The 17216-nt window shown below is 67.6% G+C and carries 15 protein-coding genes and 1 pseudogene; 12 read left to right on the top strand and 4 right to left on the bottom strand.

Going from position 1 to position 17216, the window contains the following annotated elements; translation table 11 throughout:
* The first annotated feature begins 56 nt into the window (after nucleotides 1–56).
* Together rnhB and ABNX41_RS01700 are read left to right on the top strand one after the other, a co-directional pair.
* Nucleotides 57–692, top strand: a complete 636-nt coding sequence (gene rnhB, locus ABNX41_RS01695) for a ribonuclease HII (protein ID WP_438667990.1) — start codon at nucleotides 57–59, stop codon at nucleotides 690–692.
* Between the two features lie 87 nt (nucleotides 693–779).
* The gene (locus tag ABNX41_RS01700; RefSeq protein ID WP_438667991.1) at nucleotides 780–1901 is read left to right on the top strand and encodes a site-specific DNA-methyltransferase; all 1122 of its coding nucleotides are present in this window, start codon (nucleotides 780–782) and stop codon (nucleotides 1899–1901) included.
* Nucleotides 1902–2047: 146 nt separating this feature from the next.
* Here ABNX41_RS01700 and ABNX41_RS01705 read toward each other — a convergent pair whose 3' ends face one another.
* A complete protein-coding gene (locus ABNX41_RS01705) occupies nucleotides 2048–3193 on the bottom strand; it encodes an alkane 1-monooxygenase (protein ID WP_438667992.1) in 1146 nt (381 codons plus the stop codon).
* Between the two features lie 47 nt (nucleotides 3194–3240).
* Nucleotides 3241–4296, bottom strand: a complete 1056-nt coding sequence (locus tag ABNX41_RS01710; RefSeq protein ID WP_438667993.1) for an A/G-specific adenine glycosylase — start codon at nucleotides 4294–4296, stop codon at nucleotides 3241–3243.
* A 122-nt stretch (nucleotides 4297–4418) separates the two neighbouring features.
* Between ABNX41_RS01710 and ABNX41_RS01715 the strand changes: the two genes are divergently transcribed.
* The 3 genes from ABNX41_RS01715 to ABNX41_RS01725 are packed head-to-tail and all read left to right on the top strand — an operon-like array spanning nucleotide 4419 to nucleotide 6754.
* Nucleotides 4419–4949, top strand: coding sequence for a DUF721 domain-containing protein (locus tag ABNX41_RS01715; protein WP_438667994.1), 531 nt, complete (start codon nucleotides 4419–4421; stop codon nucleotides 4947–4949).
* 10 nt (nucleotides 4950–4959) lie between these two features.
* On the top strand, nucleotides 4960–5601 hold the full coding sequence (locus ABNX41_RS01720; RefSeq protein ID WP_438667995.1) for a DsbA family protein: 642 nt from the start codon (nucleotides 4960–4962) through the stop codon (nucleotides 5599–5601).
* A gap of 1 nt (nucleotide 5602) precedes the next feature.
* A complete protein-coding gene (locus ABNX41_RS01725; RefSeq protein ID WP_438667996.1) occupies nucleotides 5603–6754 on the top strand; it encodes a CaiB/BaiF CoA transferase family protein in 1152 nt (383 codons plus the stop codon).
* A 572-nt stretch (nucleotides 6755–7326) separates the two neighbouring features.
* Here ABNX41_RS01725 and ABNX41_RS01730 read toward each other — a convergent pair.
* The gene (locus tag ABNX41_RS01730) at nucleotides 7327–8145 is read right to left on the bottom strand and encodes an LLM class flavin-dependent oxidoreductase (RefSeq protein ID WP_438668233.1); all 819 of its coding nucleotides are present in this window, start codon (nucleotides 8143–8145) and stop codon (nucleotides 7327–7329) included.
* A gap of 534 nt (nucleotides 8146–8679) precedes the next feature.
* Nucleotides 8680–9648, bottom strand: a complete 969-nt coding sequence (gene pip, locus ABNX41_RS01735) for a prolyl aminopeptidase (protein WP_438667997.1) — start codon at nucleotides 9646–9648, stop codon at nucleotides 8680–8682.
* Nucleotides 9649–9699: 51 nt separating this feature from the next.
* Between pip and ubiG the strand changes: the two genes are divergently transcribed.
* The 7 genes and pseudogenes from ubiG to ABNX41_RS01770 all read left to right on the top strand — a co-directional run.
* Nucleotides 9700–10440 (top strand): bifunctional 2-polyprenyl-6-hydroxyphenol methylase/3-demethylubiquinol 3-O-methyltransferase UbiG, encoded by a 741-nt coding sequence (gene ubiG / locus ABNX41_RS01740; RefSeq protein WP_438667998.1) that lies wholly within the window; start codon nucleotides 9700–9702, stop codon nucleotides 10438–10440.
* Nucleotides 10441–10445: 5 nt separating this feature from the next.
* Complete coding sequence (locus ABNX41_RS01745; RefSeq protein ID WP_438667999.1) at nucleotides 10446–11402, top strand: Lnb N-terminal periplasmic domain-containing protein; 957 nt, start codon at nucleotides 10446–10448, stop codon at nucleotides 11400–11402.
* A 62-nt stretch (nucleotides 11403–11464) separates the two neighbouring features.
* Complete coding sequence (locus ABNX41_RS01750) at nucleotides 11465–12325, top strand: YihY/virulence factor BrkB family protein (protein ID WP_438668000.1); 861 nt, start codon at nucleotides 11465–11467, stop codon at nucleotides 12323–12325.
* A gap of 50 nt (nucleotides 12326–12375) precedes the next feature.
* Complete coding sequence (regB, locus tag ABNX41_RS01755) at nucleotides 12376–13818, top strand: sensor histidine kinase RegB (RefSeq protein ID WP_438668001.1); 1443 nt, start codon at nucleotides 12376–12378, stop codon at nucleotides 13816–13818.
* 141 nt (nucleotides 13819–13959) lie between these two features.
* Nucleotides 13960–15582 (top strand): PAS-domain containing protein, encoded by a 1623-nt coding sequence (locus ABNX41_RS01760; protein ID WP_438668002.1) that lies wholly within the window; start codon nucleotides 13960–13962, stop codon nucleotides 15580–15582.
* A 170-nt stretch (nucleotides 15583–15752) separates the two neighbouring features.
* Nucleotides 15753–16226: a tRNA (adenosine(37)-N6)-threonylcarbamoyltransferase complex ATPase subunit type 1 TsaE gene (gene tsaE / locus ABNX41_RS01765; protein WP_438668003.1), complete on the top strand. Its 474-nt coding sequence runs from the start codon at nucleotides 15753–15755 to the stop codon at nucleotides 16224–16226.
* Nucleotides 16223–17206, top strand: a pseudogene (locus ABNX41_RS01770) (aminoglycoside phosphotransferase family protein); the annotation flags it as partial. The gene tsaE and the pseudogene ABNX41_RS01770, both read left to right, overlap by 4 nt.
* Between the last annotated feature and the right edge of the window lie 10 nt (nucleotides 17207–17216).

Below are 17216 nucleotides of genomic sequence, written 5' to 3' on the forward strand. Positions count from 1 at the left end.
GTCGCAAGGCGGGGGCGGGGTCTTGTGCGGGCCCGCCCCGGGCGGTCAAAGGGGGCATGGTGCGGATGATCCCCGATTACAGTTTCGAGGTGCTGGCGACGGCACGGGGCGCCCGTTTCGTCGTCGGCGTGGACGAGGTGGGGCGCGGGCCCCTGGCCGGGCCGGTGACGGCGGCGGCGGTGCGGCTGGATCCGGCGCGCATCCCCGAGGGGCTGGCCGACAGCAAGACATTGCCGCAGGCCGCGCGCGAGCGGCTGTCGGACTGGCTTTGGGCCCATGCCGAAGTCTCGCTGGCCCATGCCAGCATCGAAGAGATCGACCGGCTGAACATCCTGCGCGCCAGCCATCTGGCGATGGAGCGGGCGGTGGCCGGACTGGCGGGCGCCGATCACGCGCTGATCGACGGCAATCTGATCCCGAAGGGGCTTGGCTGTCCGGCCGAGGCCCTGGTCAAGGGCGATGCGCGCTGCCTGTCGATCGCCGCCGCCTCGATTGTCGCCAAGGTTGCGCGCGACCGCATCATGGTGGATTTGGCGCAACAATACCCCGGCTACGGCTGGGAGAGGAACGCCGGATACCCCACCAAGACCCATCTGAGGGCGCTTCTAGATTTCGGGGTCACCCCCGTTCATAGACGTTCCTTCCGTCCCGTCCACAACATCTTGTATCAAGATAAATCTATAACCCCTTGATTCAAAAAAGAATTTGACTGCGAATCGTCTCTGACTCACACTGATCCCACAAGAACGGCACAAAGATGCCGCGGGCAGAGGCAGAACATGACGAGCAGAAATGCTGCGGGCGCCGGGGCGCTTCCGCTGAACAATATCCTTGCGGGTGATTGTATCGAGGTGATGGAGAGCCTGCCTGCGGGCTCGGTCGACCTGATCTTCGCCGATCCGCCATACAATCTTCAGTTGAAGGGCGATTTGCACCGGCCCGACAATTCCCGCGTCGATGCGGTGGACGACCATTGGGACCAGTTCGATTCCTTTGCCGCCTACGACGAGTTCACCCGAGCCTGGCTGCGCGCGGCGAAGCGGCTTTTGAAGCCCAACGGCGCGATCTGGGTCATCGGCTCCTACCACAATGTCTTCCGCCTGGGCGCCGAGTTGCAGAACCAGGGCTATTGGCTGTTGAACGACGTGGTCTGGCGCAAGTCCAACCCAATGCCGAACTTCAAGGGTCGGCGGCTGACCAACGCGCATGAGACGCTGATCTGGGCCTCGCGCGGGGAGGCTTCGAAATACACCTTCAACTACGAGGCGCTGAAATCGCTCAACGAAGGGATCCAGATGCGGTCGGACTGGGTCATTCCGATCTGCACCGGGCATGAGCGGCTGAAGGACGAACATGGCGACAAGGCCCATCCGACCCAGAAGCCCGAGGCGCTGCTGCACCGCATCCTGGTCGCCACCACCAATCCCGGCGACGTGGTGCTCGATCCGTTCTTCGGCACCGGCACCACGGGCGCGGTCGCCAAGATGCTGGGCCGCGACTTCATCGGGATCGAGCGCGAAGAGGCCTATCGCCGCGCCGCCGAGGCCCGGATCGCAAGGGTGCGCAAATTCGACGCCTCGGCGCTTGAGGTGACCGGCTCGAAACGCGCGGAACCGCGCGTGCCTTTCGGCCAGGTGGTCGAGCGCGGCATGCTGCGCCCGGGCGAGGAGCTGTTCTCGATCGGCAGCCGCTACAAGGCCAAGGTGCGCGCCGACGGCACGCTGATCGGCAATGACGTCAAGGGCTCGATCCACCAGGTCGGCGCCGCCTATGAGGGCGCGCCGTCCTGCAACGGATGGACCTATTGGCATTACAAGCGCGACGGCAAGATGATCCCGATCGACATCTTGCGCCAGCAGATCCGGGCCGAGATGGAAGCAGAGGCCACTCGACCCAACTGACCGGGGGGTTCACAGACGGGACCAGGAACGCCTGCGCCCTGGACCGCCCGGGGTGCGACTCGCCCCGCCATGGCATGCCATGGCGGGGCATTTTACATTGCGAGCCCGGTCATCTTGCGGGGGTCATCTTGCGGGCGCGACAGTCATCAGGGTGCGCCCCTGGGGATCGGGTTCAGCCCCTTGTTGTAGGGTTTCCAGTCGGTGATGTCGGGATAGAACTGCTTGCGCCAGGCCCGCACGCGCGGGTTCATCATCCGCCGCCACAGCGGCGGGATCATCGCCACGAAGGTCATCGCCGGATAGCCACGCGGAAGCTGCGGCGCCTCGTCCTCTTCGTAGTTCTGAAGCAGAGGGAAGCGGCGGTCGGGCTTGTAGTGATGGTCCGAATGGCGCTGCAGGTTGATCAAAAGCCAGTTCGTCGCCTTGTGCGCCGCGTTCCAGCTATGGCGGGGCAGGGCATGTTCGTAGCGGCCCTCGCCCAGATGGCGCCGGGTCAGGCCGTAATGCTCGACGTAGTTCACCAGTTCAAGCTGCCAGGTCGCCACCGCCGCCTGGCCGGCGAACAGCAAGATCCCCTGCCAGCCGCCAAGCGCCAGCGCCAAGAACATCATACCGCCCTGCAAGAGCCAGTAGCGCCAATAGGGGTTCGAGCGATGCCACCACGGCAGCCCCTTGCGCGCGAGCCAGGCCTTTTCCGCCCGGAAGGCCGAGCGCCGGGTCTCGACCACCACGCGCGGGAAGAAGCGGTGGAAACCCTCGTTGTAGCGCGCGGTCACCGCGTCGCGGGGCGTGCCGACATAAAGGTGATGGACCTTCAGATGCTCGGTGCGGAAATGCGAATAAAGCACGGTGGCAAGCATCAGATCCGCCAGCCAGCGTTCCACCTTGGGCTTCTGGTGCATCAGCTCATGGCTGTAGTTGATGCCGATGGTGCCGGTCATCACACCCATGCCGAAGGTCATGCCGATCTTTTCCCAGACTCCCAGCCCGCTGCGCGGCAGATACCACAGGAAGATGCACAGCAGCACGAACTGCACCGGGAACCACAGCATGGTCAGCCAGCGGTAGAGCCACAGATCCTCGTCCGAGGTGTCGAGGCTGGCGTTTTCGGTATTCAGGCCAAGGGCCGCATCGAGGGCCGAGAACAGCCCCCAACAATAGATCGGCAGCAAAAGCACCCAGAACCCGCCCCAGGCCATGCCCAGAAGGGCGACGGGGACGGTTCCGAATGACAGCCAGAATGGAAGGGCTTGCGCGGGGCTGGCCACCTTTTCGGGAGAGAGAAGGGACATTTGGGCCTCCATTTTCCCGCGGATTAACGCATTCCCGCGCGGAAAGATCAACGCGACGAAAGCGCCGCAGCCGCCAGATCATGCGCCTTTCGCATCAATGTGGGCAGGCTTTGCGGGTCCAGCCCGGGCATGATCTCGCCGCGCAGGGGATTTGCCTCGCCGAAAGCGGCCAGGACCCGCAGGTCCAGGTGGAAATGGGTGAAGGTGTGGCGAAAGGCCCCGGCCTCGCGCCAGTCGGCCTCGGCCGGGGCGGGGCCGCCCGCGCCGTCCCAGCCGTCGCCGGGAAAGCCCGGCATGCCGCCCAGAAGGCCGCGCGCGGGCCGCCGCTCCATCAGCCAGCCGCGCGGGGTCAGCAGCGCCCAGACCACGCCCGCGCGCACCGGCTTTGCCGGTTTGGCGCGCTTGCGCGGCAGTTCTGCCGCAAGGCCGCGGGCGCGGGCGGCGCAGGGCGTCCTCAGCGGGCAGATGCCGCAGGCGGGCGATTTCGGCGTGCAGATCGTCGCGCCCAGATCCATCACCGCCTGGGCATGATCGCCCGGGCGCTGCCGGGGCGTCAGCCGCGCCGCCAGCGCGGTCAGTTCGGGCCTGGCGTCGGGAAGCGGGGTCTCGACGGCGAAAAGCCGCGCCATCACCCGCTCCACATTGCCGTCGACCACCACCGCCGCCTCGTCCCATGCGATCGAGGCGATGGCCGCCGCCGTATAGGGGCCGATGCCGGGCAGGGTCAGAAGCGCGTCGCGCGTCGCGGGAAAGCCGCCCCGCGCCGCCACCTCGCGCGCGCAGCGCAGAAGGTTGCGGGCGCGGGCGTAATAGCCAAGACCCGCCCATTCGGCCATGACATCCTCGTCCCGCGCCGCCGCCAGCGCGGCGACATCCGGCCAGCGCGCGGTGAAGCGCTGGAAATAGCCCCGCACCGCCGCGACGGTGGTCTGCTGCAGCATCACCTCGGACAGCCAGACCCGATAGGGATCGGGCCGGATGCCCGCGCGCCGCTCGGCCGGGCCGACGCGCCAGGGCATCTCGCGGGCATGGCGGTCATACCAGGCCAGCAGAAGATCGCCGGGCGTTCCGGCCCGATCGGCTGTTTCAACTCTATCACGCAATCTTTAGGCTTTCTGGCGCGTGCCGGGCTGGCGGGGAAACGGGCTTCGGTTAAGATAGCGCACAGACAACATAGCGCACTGAAGGGCCCGGGCAACATCGGGCCGGAACATGACGGCACCGGATGGCCCGCAGACCCGCCCCTTCCCCATCGGCCCAACACCGCATGCGCGGTTTCGAACCCGCGTTCTCGCTGGTCTCGGGCCAGGTGCGCCGGGCGGGCGAAAGCCGGGGCTTCGCGGTGGCCCGCCTCGTCACCCATTGGGCCGAGGTCGTCGGCCCCGAGATCGCCCGCATCACCCGCCCGGTGAAGGTCGGCTACGGCCAGGGCGGCATGGGGGGCACGCTGACGCTTCTGGTCCAGGGCGCGATGGCGCCGGTGGTCGAGATGCAGAAGGCCCGCATCCGCGAGAAGGTGAACGCGGTCTACGGCTACAACGCCATCTCCCGGGTGATCCTGACCCAGACCGCCGCCACCGGCTTTGCCGAAGGCCAGGCCCGGTTCACCCCGGGCCCCGCCGCCGGGCCCGGCGGGCCAAGCCCCGAAACCCGGGCCCGCGCCGCGCAGACGGCCGAGGCCATCGCCGATCCCGGCCTGCGGGCCGCCCTTGAACTGCTGGCCCGCAACATCCTAACTCGCGCCGAAAAGAAATGAGGACGCCCCGATGACCACACTCACCCGCCGGAGCCTGATGGCCCTTGCCGCCACCCTTGCAAGCGCCCCGGCCTGGGCACAGGAGGCCCCCGCCGAAGAGGGCGCCGAGGCCCCGGCCACGCAGCATTTCACCGGCATGCCCTCGATCGGCGCGGCCGATGCCCCGATCCATATCGTCGAATTCGCCTCCTACACCTGCTCGCATTGCGCGAATTTCCACGCCACCGCCTTCAAGCCGCTGAAGACCGAATATATCGACAGCGGCAAGGTCCGCTTTTCGGTCTCCGAGGTCTATTTCGACCGATACGGCCTCTGGGCCGCTCTGGTCGCGCGCTGCGGCGGCGAAATGCGCTATTTCGGCATTTCGGACATACTGTTCGAACAGCAGAACGACTGGGCCACGGCGGGCGATCCCACGCTGGTCGTGCAGAAGCTGCGCACCATCGGCCTGACGGCGGGGCTGACCAACGAACAGCTCGACGCCTGCCTGTCGGACACTGCGCTGGTCGATACGCTTGTCGCGCAGTTCGAGACCTCGATGCAGGAAACCCCGATCCAGGGCACGCCCGCCCTGCTGATCGACGGCGAGCTTCACGGCAACATGACCTATGCCGAGTTGAAGAAGATCATCGACAGCAAGCTGGGGGGCTGAAATGCCCGCGCCACTGGAAGGGATCCGCGTCATCGAACTGGCGCGGATCCTGGCCGGTCCATGGGCGGGCCAGACGCTTGCCGATCTGGGGGCCGAGGTGATCAAGGTCGAGGCGCCCGAAGGCGACGACACCCGCCGCTGGGGCCCGCCCTTCATCGAACGGCCGACCCCCGACGGCGGGACCGACCGCACGGCGGCCTATTTCCACGGCACCAACCGGGGGAAGAAAAGCGTCATCGCCGATTTCCGCACCAAAGAGGGCCAGGAAACCGTCCGCCGCCTTGTCGCCGGGGCCGATGTGGTGATCGAGAATTTCAAGCTGGGGGGCTTGGCGAAATACGGGCTGGACTACCAAAGCCTGCGGCAGGTGAACCCCCGCCTCGTCTATTGCTCGATCACCGGATTCGGCCAGACCGGCCCCTATGCGCCGCGCGCGGGCTATGATTTCATCATTCAGGGCATGGCCGGGCTGATGAGCCTGACCGGAGACCCCGGCGGCCAGCCGCAGAAGGTCGGCCTTGCGGTGACCGACATCTACACCGGCATCTATGCCACGACCGCGATCCTTGCCGCGATCTTGCAGCGCGCCCGCACCGGCGAGGGCCAGCATATCGACATGGCGCTGATGGATGTGGGGACGGCGATCCTCGCCAATCAGGCGATGAACTATCTGGCCACCGGGGATGCGCCCCGCCGGATGGGCAATGCCCATCCCAATCTGATGCCCTATGCCGTCTTCGACTGCCGCGACGGCTGGATCATCTTCGCCACCGGCAACGACGGCCAGTATCGCAGGCTTTGCGCGATCCTCGGCCTGCATGCCCTGGCCGAGGCGCCCGAATACCGGAGCAATGCCGACCGCATCGCCCGCCGCGACGAGTTGACCGCGAAACTGACCGAGGCGACGCGGCGCTTCGCCAAGGCCGATCTTCTGGCCGCCTGCGAGGCCGAGGGCGTGCCCGCGGGCCCGATCAACGACCTGGCCGAGGTCTTCGCCGATCCGCAGGTGATCGCGCGCGGGCTGAAGATCGCGCCCGAAGGCGTGCCCGGCGTGCGGACGCCCGTCACCTTCTCGGGCGCCGAGCTTTCGCTCGACCGCGCTTCGCCCCGCCTTGGCGAACATCAGGACGAAATCCCGCCCTCCGGGGCGTAACCTCCGGCTCGGCGCCTTTCGCGACGTTGGGTATCGCCTCCGGCCACCGCACCATGTCCTGCGGCCCGATCGCCGGTCAGCCCGCCCCTTGGCCAAGTCGCCCCCGACTTCCGCCGCCGCCGCACGGGCGCGCCAGCCGAGGGCGGGCGCCACCTCGCGCGCGAAGAGCGTGATCGAATTCAGGATTTCGGCATGGGGCGGATCGACCGAGTGAAGCTGCACCGCCACATCCATCGCCTGTTCCAGAACCGCATCCCCGGCCAGGGAGCGGACGACCTCCTCAGGCGTTCCGATATGCTGGTCGAAGCGCCGGATCAGATCCCGGGTGGTCAAGCCGGAAAGCCCGGCAAACTTTTCCCCGCCGATCCGGGTCGCGGCTCTTCGCAACCCCAGGCCGCCGAATTCCGGCGCCTTTTCGTGGTCTTCCGCGACATAGACCAAGCGCGAGGCAAGGATCCGCGGCGCCACACCCGGCGGCAGATGGGTCAGATAGGCCTCGACCAGCGGGCGTTGCAGATCGGCCAAAGACATGCCCTCGCGCCCCGGGGGCCGGGGCCGGATGCGCGACGGCATCAATCCGTCGCCCGCCCCGCACGGATCGCGCCGTCGACCGAAAAGCTTGCCTGCCATATCCGCCGCCCCAGATCGGGCGCGGGCGGCCACAGCCGGTTTCCGCCCGGCAGCGCCTCCCCCGACCGGCGGTGAGGGCGGCGGCATGCAATTCGGCGCGGAAGGCGCGGCCGCCTTCCACCGAGGACAGCGGCGCATAGACGAAATCGACATGGCGCGCGCCCAGCCCGACCCCCGCGACCGCCCCCCCGGGCCTGGACGATCCTGGGCCGCCCCCAGGGCGCGGCGGGCAGGTTCAGGGGCCCCTTCACGCGGAAATGCGCGCCCTCGTGATCGATCGGCGTCGACGTCCCGAAGGATTTCAGCTCGCCCTCGCCCCAAGGGTAGGACCAACTGTTCCAAAGTTTCAACACCACTTCGACGAATTCCTCGGCCCTCGCATAGCGGGTGGCGCGGTCGGGCAATTCCTCGCCGCCGAAATTCGCCGCGATCTCGGGGTGCCACGAGGACACGATGTTCCAGCCGATGCGACCGGGGAACAGCAGGTTCAGGCTCTGGACCGCGCGTGCAAGCTGATAGGGCTGGTTGCATTGCGTGGTGGCGGTGATGATCGCGCCGGTATCGGGCATCTGCGACAGGATCGCCGGGAACAGCACGAAAGGATCCAGGGTCTGTTCGGGGCGCGGCCCCTCGCCGATCAGAGGCTGCGGCCGGTCGGACATGAAGACATTCGAGAACACGCCCCTATGCGCGATGCGCGCCGCATTGACGTAGTGGTCAAACGCGAAGAACGCATCCGCCTGTAGCCCTTTCGCGGCCAGGAATCATCCCCGGCCCCGGACAAGTTGATCCAGGCATTCAGGTCGATCAATCGGGTCATGGTCTGGTCTCCCGTGAATGCGACCCCCGCCGCCGTTCGGTGCGGGCCCTGTGCGGTCAAGCGGCGTTGATCCGGGCCTCGGCCTCGGCGAAGAGCCTGTCCTTCAGCTTGTCGTTGCCGATACGGTAGAACTTGCTCCGCTCAAGCTGTTCGTAGGTCAGCGTGGCGATCTTGCCTCCGGCATCGGCATCGGCGCCCTCGAAGGTCGAGAGACAGCCCGAGGAAGGCTGGATCTGGACACTAGGATCGGGCCGGATAAATATCTATGAGACAAGTCGTTCTTTATCCGGATCGCCGAGGACGGATTTTTCTCGTTCTGCCCATTTTCGCAGCAGAACTCTTCCTTGCCCGCCCCCTTAGGCCACGCCTCGCGTTTCGTCCGACGCGTGCAGATTACGGAAATGCCCGTTGTGATGGGCGTGACGACCACCGGGTTCCTTCTCGCCGTCGATACACAGCCCGAAGGGAAAACCCCTCAGCCGCGCAGGCGGTCCATCACCCGCACCAGCGCCTCGCTGATCCCCGGCTCGGAAAGGGCATGGCCCGCCAGGGGCACCAGATCGACCCGCGCCCGGTCCCAGCCCTGCGCCAGTTTCCAGGCCGAGACCGGCGGGCAGACCATATCGTAGCGCCCCTGCACGATATCGGCGGGGATATGCTCGATCCGGCGGCGGTGCTTAAGGATCCAGCCGTCTTCGTCCAGAAAGCCGTCGTTGATGAAATAATGGTTCTCGATCCGCGAAAAGGCGCGGGCGTATTCGCCGGGGCTTTCGCCGAACATGCCGTCATTGCCGATCGAGGCCAGGGCGTTTTCCCATTGCGCCCAGATCCGGCCGAAGCGGATCTCTTCGCCGGTATTTCCGGAAAACAGTCGACGATGATAGGCGCGGATCAGGTCGCCGCGCTCGGCCTCGGGGATGGGTGCTATGAAACGCGCCCAGAGATCGGGGAAGAACGCCCCCGCGCCGCCGCCGTAGAACCAGTCAAGCTCGGCCCGGGTCATCAGGAAGACGCCGCGCAAGACCAGATGGCGCACCCGCTGGGGATGGGTCAGCGCATAGACAAGGGCCAGCGTGGCGCCCCAACTGCCGCCGAAGACGATGAACCGCTCGATCCCCAGCAATTCGCGGATCCTTTCGGCATCCGCCACCAGGTCCCAGGTGGTGTTCCGCTCGACCGAGGCATGGGGGCGCGAGCGTCCGCATCCCCTCTGGTCGAACAGCACCACCCGGTAATGCGCCGGATCGAAATAGCGCCGCATCGCCGGGCTGCATCCGCCGCCGGGCCCGCCATGGAAGACGATCACCGGCACGCCCGCGGGGTTGCCGCATTGCTCGACATGGATCGAATGGCCGTCGCCGGTCTCCATCACCCGCCGCTCGAAGGGTTCGAGGGGCGGATAAAGATAGTCGGCTGCGCGTTTTTGGCCTGATCTTTGATCCATGAGATCATGTATAACGCGGCGGAAGACCGAAGTCGAACGAAGGAGCGTGCCATGCAGGCCAGCGCGACGATTGATCCCGCCGAGGTGGCGAAGTTCCAGGCCATGGCCTCGGAATGGTGGGATCCGAACGGCAAGTTCCGCCCGCTGCATCTGATGAATCCCTGTCGGCTGGATTACATCACCCGCCAGATCGCCGCCGAATTCGGCCGGGACCTGGCGACCCCCCTGCCCTTCGCCGGGCTGCGGATCCTGGACATCGGCTGCGGCGGCGGGCTTTTGTCCGAGCCGATGGCCCGGCTGGGGGCCGAGGTGGTGGGCGCCGATGCGGCCGAGCGCAACATCCCCATAGCCCGGCTGCATGCCGAGGAAAGCGGGCTGGCGATCGACTACCGCCACACCACCGCCGAGGCGCTGGCCGCGGCGGGCGAGCGGTTCGACATCGTGCTGAACATGGAGGTGATCGAACATGTCGCCGATCCCCCGGCCTATCTGCGCGCCTGCGAGGCGCTGCTGAAACCCGGCGGGCTGATGATCTGCTCGACCCTCAACCGCAATCCGAAAAGCTGGCTGATGGCGATCGTCGGCGCCGAGCGCGTGATGCGCTGGCTGCCGGTCGGCACGCATGACTGGCGGAAATTCATCACGCCCGAGGAATTGTTCGACCTGATCCGGGGCGCGGGGCTTGATCCGGTGGACCGCAAGGGCATGGTGTTCAACCCGGTCTCCTGGCGCTGGAGCCTGTCGTCGCGCGACCTTTCGGTGAACTATGTCACGTCGAGCGTGAAGCGGTGAAGGCTATGATGGCGGCCGTGCCGTTCTGGGCCCTGCTGGCGCTGGGCGGCGCCTGGGCGGCGACCGCGCTCTGGGTGCAGTTTCCCCAGGCCAGGGTGCCGGTGCTGGCGGGTTTCGCGCTGGCGCTGGCGGCGGTGGTCTGGGCGCGGCTGGCCACCGATTGGGGCTGGGCTGGGCTGGGCCTGCTGGCTCTGGCGGTGGCGGGCTGGTATCTGTCGCTCACCCCCCGGCAGGACCGCGACTGGGCGCCCGATGTCGCCCATATCGTGCGGGGCGAGGTGGCGGGCAATATCGTCCATCTGCAGAATGTCCGCGCCTTTCGCTGGTCCGGCGCGCATGAAACCAGCCATGAGGCATGGATCTCGCGCAGCGTCGACCTGTCGAAACTGACCGGCGCCGACATGATCACATCGGTCTGGGACAATCCCGACATCGCGCATCTTCTGGTCAGCTTCCGCTTCCGCGACGCGCCCCCCCTGACCTTCTCGGTCGAGATCCGGCGCGAAAAGGGCGAGAGTTTCTCGCCCATCGGAGGCTTTTTCCGCCAGTTCGAATTGTCGCTGATCGCCGCCGAAGAGGCAGACATCGTGCAATGGCGCGCCGTGCAGCGCGCGGAAGAGGTGCGGCTCTACCCGCTGAAGCTGACGCCGCGCCAGTTGCGGCAGGTCTTCCTGCGCTATGTCGAGCTGGGAAATGCGCTGAATACCGCGCCGCGCTGGTATAACACCCTGACCTCGAACTGCACGACCGTGGTCTGGCAATTGTCCAAGGTGCTGACCCCGGACCTGCCCTTGGACCCCGGCCTGCTGCTTTCGGGGCGCCTGCCGGAATATCTCGACCGCTTCGACGCCCTGGCGGGCGGCGGCACGCTGGAGGAAAAGCGCGACCGCGCCCTGATCTCGGACCGCGCCCGCGCAATGCCCGAGGGGGCGGATTTCCCGACCTGGATCCGTGGCGGCTGAGCCGCGAGCGCCCCCCGGCCCGGTCAGGTTGCACCTGCGGCGAAGTCGTAGGATAAACGGCCATGCTCAGGATCCTCCGTTCGCTCTGGCGCTTTCTTCTTGCCGTCTGGACCCGGACCAGCGACGGCCATTTCGGCCTGATCGCCGCCGGGGTGGCCTTCTACGCCATGTTCGCCGTTTTCCCCGGCCTGGGCGCGGTGGTGGCGATCTGGGGGCTGATGGCCGATCCGATCGTGATCGCGGGCTATCTGGAGGTGGTCGAACGCTTCCTGCCCGACGATGCCGCGGCGCTGGTGCATGACCAGGTGATGGCGCTGGTGAATGCGCCGGGCCTGACCTTGGGCTGGACCACGCTTCTGTCGATGGCGGTGGCGCTTTATTCGGCACGCAACGGGGTTTCGGCGCTGGTCGCGGGGCTTGACGTCGTCCACCGGGTCGAGCGGCGAAACTGGCTGCATGGCATGGCGCGCGAATTCCTGCTGACCTTCGCGCTGATCGGGGCGCTGATCGTCGCCCTGGCCACCATCGTCATCGTGCCGGTGCTTCTGGGCTATGTGCAGTTCGGCGGCCTCGCCCAGCGCCTGACCCGCATGCTGCCCTGGGTGGCGATGTTCGCGCTTGTGCTGAGCTGTCTGGCCATCCTTTACCGTTTCGGGCCGAACCTGCCGCGCGGTTCGCATTCGGGCTGGATCACCGGCGGCGTGATCTTCGCCGCCTTCGCCTGGGCCGGGGTTTCCTTCGGCTTCTCGCTCTATCTCGAGAATTTCAACAGCTACAACCGGATCTACGGCTCGATCGGGGCGGTGGTGATCCTGATGATGTGGCTTTACCTTTCGGTGCTGGCGATCCTGACCGGCGGCGCCATCAATGCCGAACTGGAAACCCGCCGTCAGATCCGCCGCCAGATGGGGCGCCGGATCTGAGGCCGGAGCGATCCGGGACACAGCCCTTTTTCCACGGACAGGTGGCAAAGATGAGGACGAAATCCCCGCCCCGCCCCGCGACACCATCGCTGTTCCAGTCCGGCGGCGGTCCCGGAAAGAGCCTGGGTGGGGGCGAGGAAAACCGCCTTCGCCTGCGCACGCTGATCTTCCTGCGCTGGCTGGCGATCTGCGGGCAGTTGGCCACGATCACCCTGGCCGATCTGTGGTTCGGCCTGCGCCTTCCGCTGCTTCTGTGCTATCTGGCGGTGGGGGTCTCGGTCGGGGCCAATCTAGTCTCGGTCTTCCTGTTTCCGCGTAACCGGCGGCTGTCGGAACTGGGCGCGCTGGCGATGCTGCAATTCGATCTGGCCCAGCTTGTATTCCTGATCTTTCTCAGCGGCGGGCTCAGCAATCCCTTCGCGCTTCTGGTGCTGGTTCCGGCGACGATCTCGGCCAGCGCGCTCGGCCTGCGTTCGACCTTGATCCTGGGGGCGACCGCCATCGTGCTGATCACCCTTATCGCGCATGTCAGCATCCCGATCCTGATGCCCGACGGCTCAAAGCTGGAGCTGCCGCCGCTGTTCGCCTTCGGCTATTGGGTGGCGATCGTGGTGGGGCTGGTCTTCCTGGGCATCTATTCGCGCCGTGTCGCGCTTGAGACTCGGGCGATGTCCGACGCGCTTCTGGCCACCCAGATGGCGCTGGCGCGCGAGCAGAAGCTGACCGATCTGGGCGGTGTGGTCGCCGCCGCCGCGCATGAGCTGGGAACGCCGCTGGCCACGATCAAGCTCGTCTCCGGCGAGCTGATCGGCGAGCTTGAAGACCGGCCCGAGCTGCTGGACGACGTGCGGCTGATCCGCGCCCAGACCGACCGCTGCCGCGACATCCTGCGCGGCATGGGCCGGGCCGGGAAGGACGACCTGCAACTGCGCCAGGCCCCGCTTGGCGTGTTGCTGCGCGAGGCGGCCGAGCCGCATCTCGCCCGTGGCAAGGAACTGGTCTTCGCACTGCGCCCCGGGCCGGGCGGCGCGGTCGATGGCGAACGCCAGCCCAATGTGCTGCGCCGCCCCGAGATCATCCACGGCCTGCGCAACCTCGTGCAGAATGCGGTGGATTTCGCCCGCACCACCGTCTGGATCGACGGCGAATGGACCGAAAGGCAGATCCTCATCCGCATCTCGGACGACGGCGAGGGCTATTCGCCCAATGTCATCGGCCGCATCGGCGATCCCTTCATCCGCGCGCGGCGCGAGGATCAGGACCGCGGACGCCGCCCGGAATACGAAGGCATGGGGCTTGGCCTCTTCATCGCCAAGACGCTGCTGGAGCGCACCGGGGCGGAGCTGGACTTCTCCAACGGATCCGACCCGTTCCTCAGCCCGGACGAGCGCCCCGCGCGTTCGGGCGCGGTGGTCAGCGCGGTCTGGGCGCGCCAGGATTTCGAAGCCCCGCCCGGCTTTACCGGATCGCCCAACGAACAGATCCCGATCTGATCGCGGCGCCCCGGGGTTGCGCCAGGGCGGCGCTTCATGAACGGCGGCGCAGCGTCAAGCTTCATTAACCTCGAATTAAGACTCCTGCCCCAACCTGCCGGGGAAACGCGGCGTGACAAGACTGGGGAACTGGAGCGCGGAATGGCCATCGACTGGACACTCGGCCTTGGGCTGGTGGTGACGGCCACCCTGGTCGCCGGTGCGGCGCTTCTGGCGATTTCGGCGCTGTCGCTGCGGGCGCCGACGCGGCTGTCGTCAGTCTTCGGAACCGAAACTCCCGCGACCGTTCTGATCTTCGACGGCGACCGGCTGCTTGACGCCACCCCTCCGGCCCATGCCCTGATCGACGGCACGATCGATAGCGGGGTCGAGATCGGAGGGCCCCGGCTGCGCGCGCTTTCGCGGCTGGAGCCGATCTTCCCCGGCCTGGCCGCAAGGCTTGAGGGGCTTCCGAGCGAAGGCCGGTTCGTGCTGTGCTCGCGCGAGGATCTGTCGCCGCCCCTGATTCTGCGGGCCGAATGGCTGGGCGGGCTGACGCGGCTGACGCTGATCGACAGCGACAGCGAGCAGATCCTCGGCGGGCCGGACGGCGCCGCCGAGGTCGCGGCGCGCGACGAGCTTTGCGCGCTGCGCCAGACCCTGGCCGAGGCGCCGATGCCGATCTGGCGCGAAAACGCCGAGGGAGAGGTGATCTGGGCCAACAGCCCCTATCTGCGTCTGGCGCTGGAACGGCTGGAACCGGGGCAGGACCTGACCTGGCCCCTGCCCGATGTCTTCGGCCAGATCGCCGGGGAGACCGCCCCGTTGCGGCGAAGGGTCGGCACCCATTGGTATGAGGTGACCGGCATCGCCTCGGCCCCCGGGCTGATCTTCTACGCCCAGCCCGCCGACCCGCTGGTGCGGGCCGAGACCAGCCTGCACGATTTCATGCAGACCCTGACCAAGACCTTCGCCCAGCTTCCGATCGGCCTGGCCATCTTCGACGGACGGCGGGTGTTGCAGATGTTCAACCCCGCATTGATCGACCTTTCCGGCCTGGGCACCGAATTCCTGATCTCGCGCCCGACGCTGCCGATGCTGCTCGATGCGATGCGCGAGCGCAACATGCTGCCCGAACAGCGCGACTACCGAAGCTGGCGCCGCCAGATCGTGGAAATGGAGGAGGCCGCCGCCTCGGGGCTTTACGAAGACACCTGGACCCTGCCCTCGGGCCAGACCTGGCGGGTCTCGGGCCGTCCACATCCCAATGGCGCGCTTGCCTTCATGATCGAAGACATCTCGACCGAGATGACCCGCACCCGCCGCTACCGCGCGGATCTGGAGCTTGGCCAGGCGGTGATTGACGCGATAAGCGACGCCGTCGTCGTCTTCGCCCAGGACGGGGCGGTGGCGATGTCGAATCTGGCCGCCACGCGGCTATGGGGACCGGAGGGGGCCTCGGGCCTGATGCCCGCGCGCGGAGAATCGCAGGTGATCGGCCATTGGCGGCGGATGACGGCGCCGACGCTGCTGTGGGGCGACCTTTCCGCCTATATCGGCAGTTTCGGCCCGCGCGAACCCTGGGAGGGCGAGGCGCGGATGACCGACGGGCGGGCGCTGGAATGCCGGGTCTCGCCCATGCCGCATGGCTCGACCCTGGTGAGCTTCCGGCTGAGCGGGGGGCGCAACCCATCGCCCATGGCGGAGGATCGCACCGGCGACGGGCCGGGCAAGGCGGCATCCGACGGCAAGGGCGGGCCGGACAAGGCGGTGATGCGGCTTTGACGCCGGGGCCGAAATCGCAGCGGTGATCTTTAGAAACGCCCCCGGGGACGGCCTTGCCGAAGGCCTTTCGCAGGCTCTTTCGCCAGCCTCCCGAAAGCCGTCCCCGGGGGGCGTCGAAGGGGCGTTCAGAGGGCCTTTCGGGGCCCTGCGCCAACGGATAGACTTGCGTCATGTCCGCAGATCCCGCCCCGCAATTCGTGCTTCAGACCGAGAAAGAGGCCCGCCGCTTCGGCGCCCGCCTTGGCGCGCTGCTGCGCCCCGGACGGACCGTCCTTCTGGAGGGGCCGGTCGGCGCGGGCAAGTCCCATATCGCCCGTGCCGCAATCCGCGCGCTGGCGGGCGAGGCGACCGAAGTGCCCTCGCCCAGCTTCACCCTGGTCCAGACCTATGACACGCCGGGGGGCGAGATCTGGCACGCCGATCTCTACCGCCTCACCCATCCCGCCGAGGCCGAGGAGCTTGGGCTGCTCGACGCGATGGAGACCGCGATCGTGCTGGTCGAATGGCCCGACCGCCTTGGCGCCGACCGGCCCGGATCGGCGATCACCCTGACGTTGTCCCATCGTGACGAAGGGCGCGGCCTGACGATTTCCGGCGCCGATTCCGCCACGCTGCGCGCCCTGGCCGAAGGGCTTTCGACATGAGCCGCGAGGATAGGAAAGCCGCGTTCCTGTCGCGGGCGGGATGGGCCGGGGCAAGGCGCGCGCACCTGGCGGGCGATGCCTCGTCCCGCAGCTACGAGCGTCTGGCCCGGGACGGCGAGGCGGCGGTCCTGATGGACGCCCCCCCCGGCTGCGCCGACGATCCGGCCGATTTCATCCGCATCGGCGCGCATCTGGCCGGGCTGGGCCTGTCGCCACCCCGGATCCTCGCCCGGGATCTGGAGGCGGGCCTCCTGCTGATCGAGGATCTGGGGGACGATCTTTTCGCTCTGGTCAGCGCCGCGCGGCCCGAAATGGAACTTCCGCTCTATCTTGAGGCCACCGGGGTCCTGACCCGGCTGCAGGCCGCGCCCGCGCCGACGGGCCTGCCCGATCCGAGCGCGGCCGAATGGGCGCAATCGGTCCGCATCGCGGTCGAGATCTATGCCCGGGGCGTCCGGGGCGCCGATGTTCCGGCCGAGGGGATCGAAACCGCACTGGCCCGGGCGCTGGCGGCCCATGCCGACGGGCCGCGCGTCCTGATCCTGCGCGACTATCACGCCGGAAACCTGCTCTGGCTGCCGGAACGCGCCGGTCTTGCCCGGGTCGGGCTTCTGGATTTCCAGTCCGGCCAGATGGGCCAGCCGGAATATGATCTGGTCTCGCTTCTACAGGACGCCCGCCGCGATGTCGCGCCGGAAACCGAGGCCGTAGCCCTTGCCGCCTTCGCCCGGGGCAGAGGGCGGAGCGTCGAGAGCCTCCGGCCCGCCTATGCGACACTGGGCGCGTTGCGCGCGCTGCGCATCCTTGGGGTTTTCGCCCGGCTCTGCCTGCGCGACGGCAAGGACGGCTATCTGGGGCACATGCCCCGGGTCTGGGGCCAGTTGATGCGCAACCTCTCGCATCCCGCGCTGGCGGAACTGCGGCGCGAATGCCTGGCCGTGCTGCCGGAGCCGACGCCGGAGGTGATCGCCCACCTGCGCCGGACGGGGA

This window comes from Pseudogemmobacter sonorensis (assembly GCF_042762395.1).
GTDB lineage: Bacteria > Pseudomonadota > Alphaproteobacteria > Rhodobacterales > Rhodobacteraceae > Pseudogemmobacter > Pseudogemmobacter sonorensis.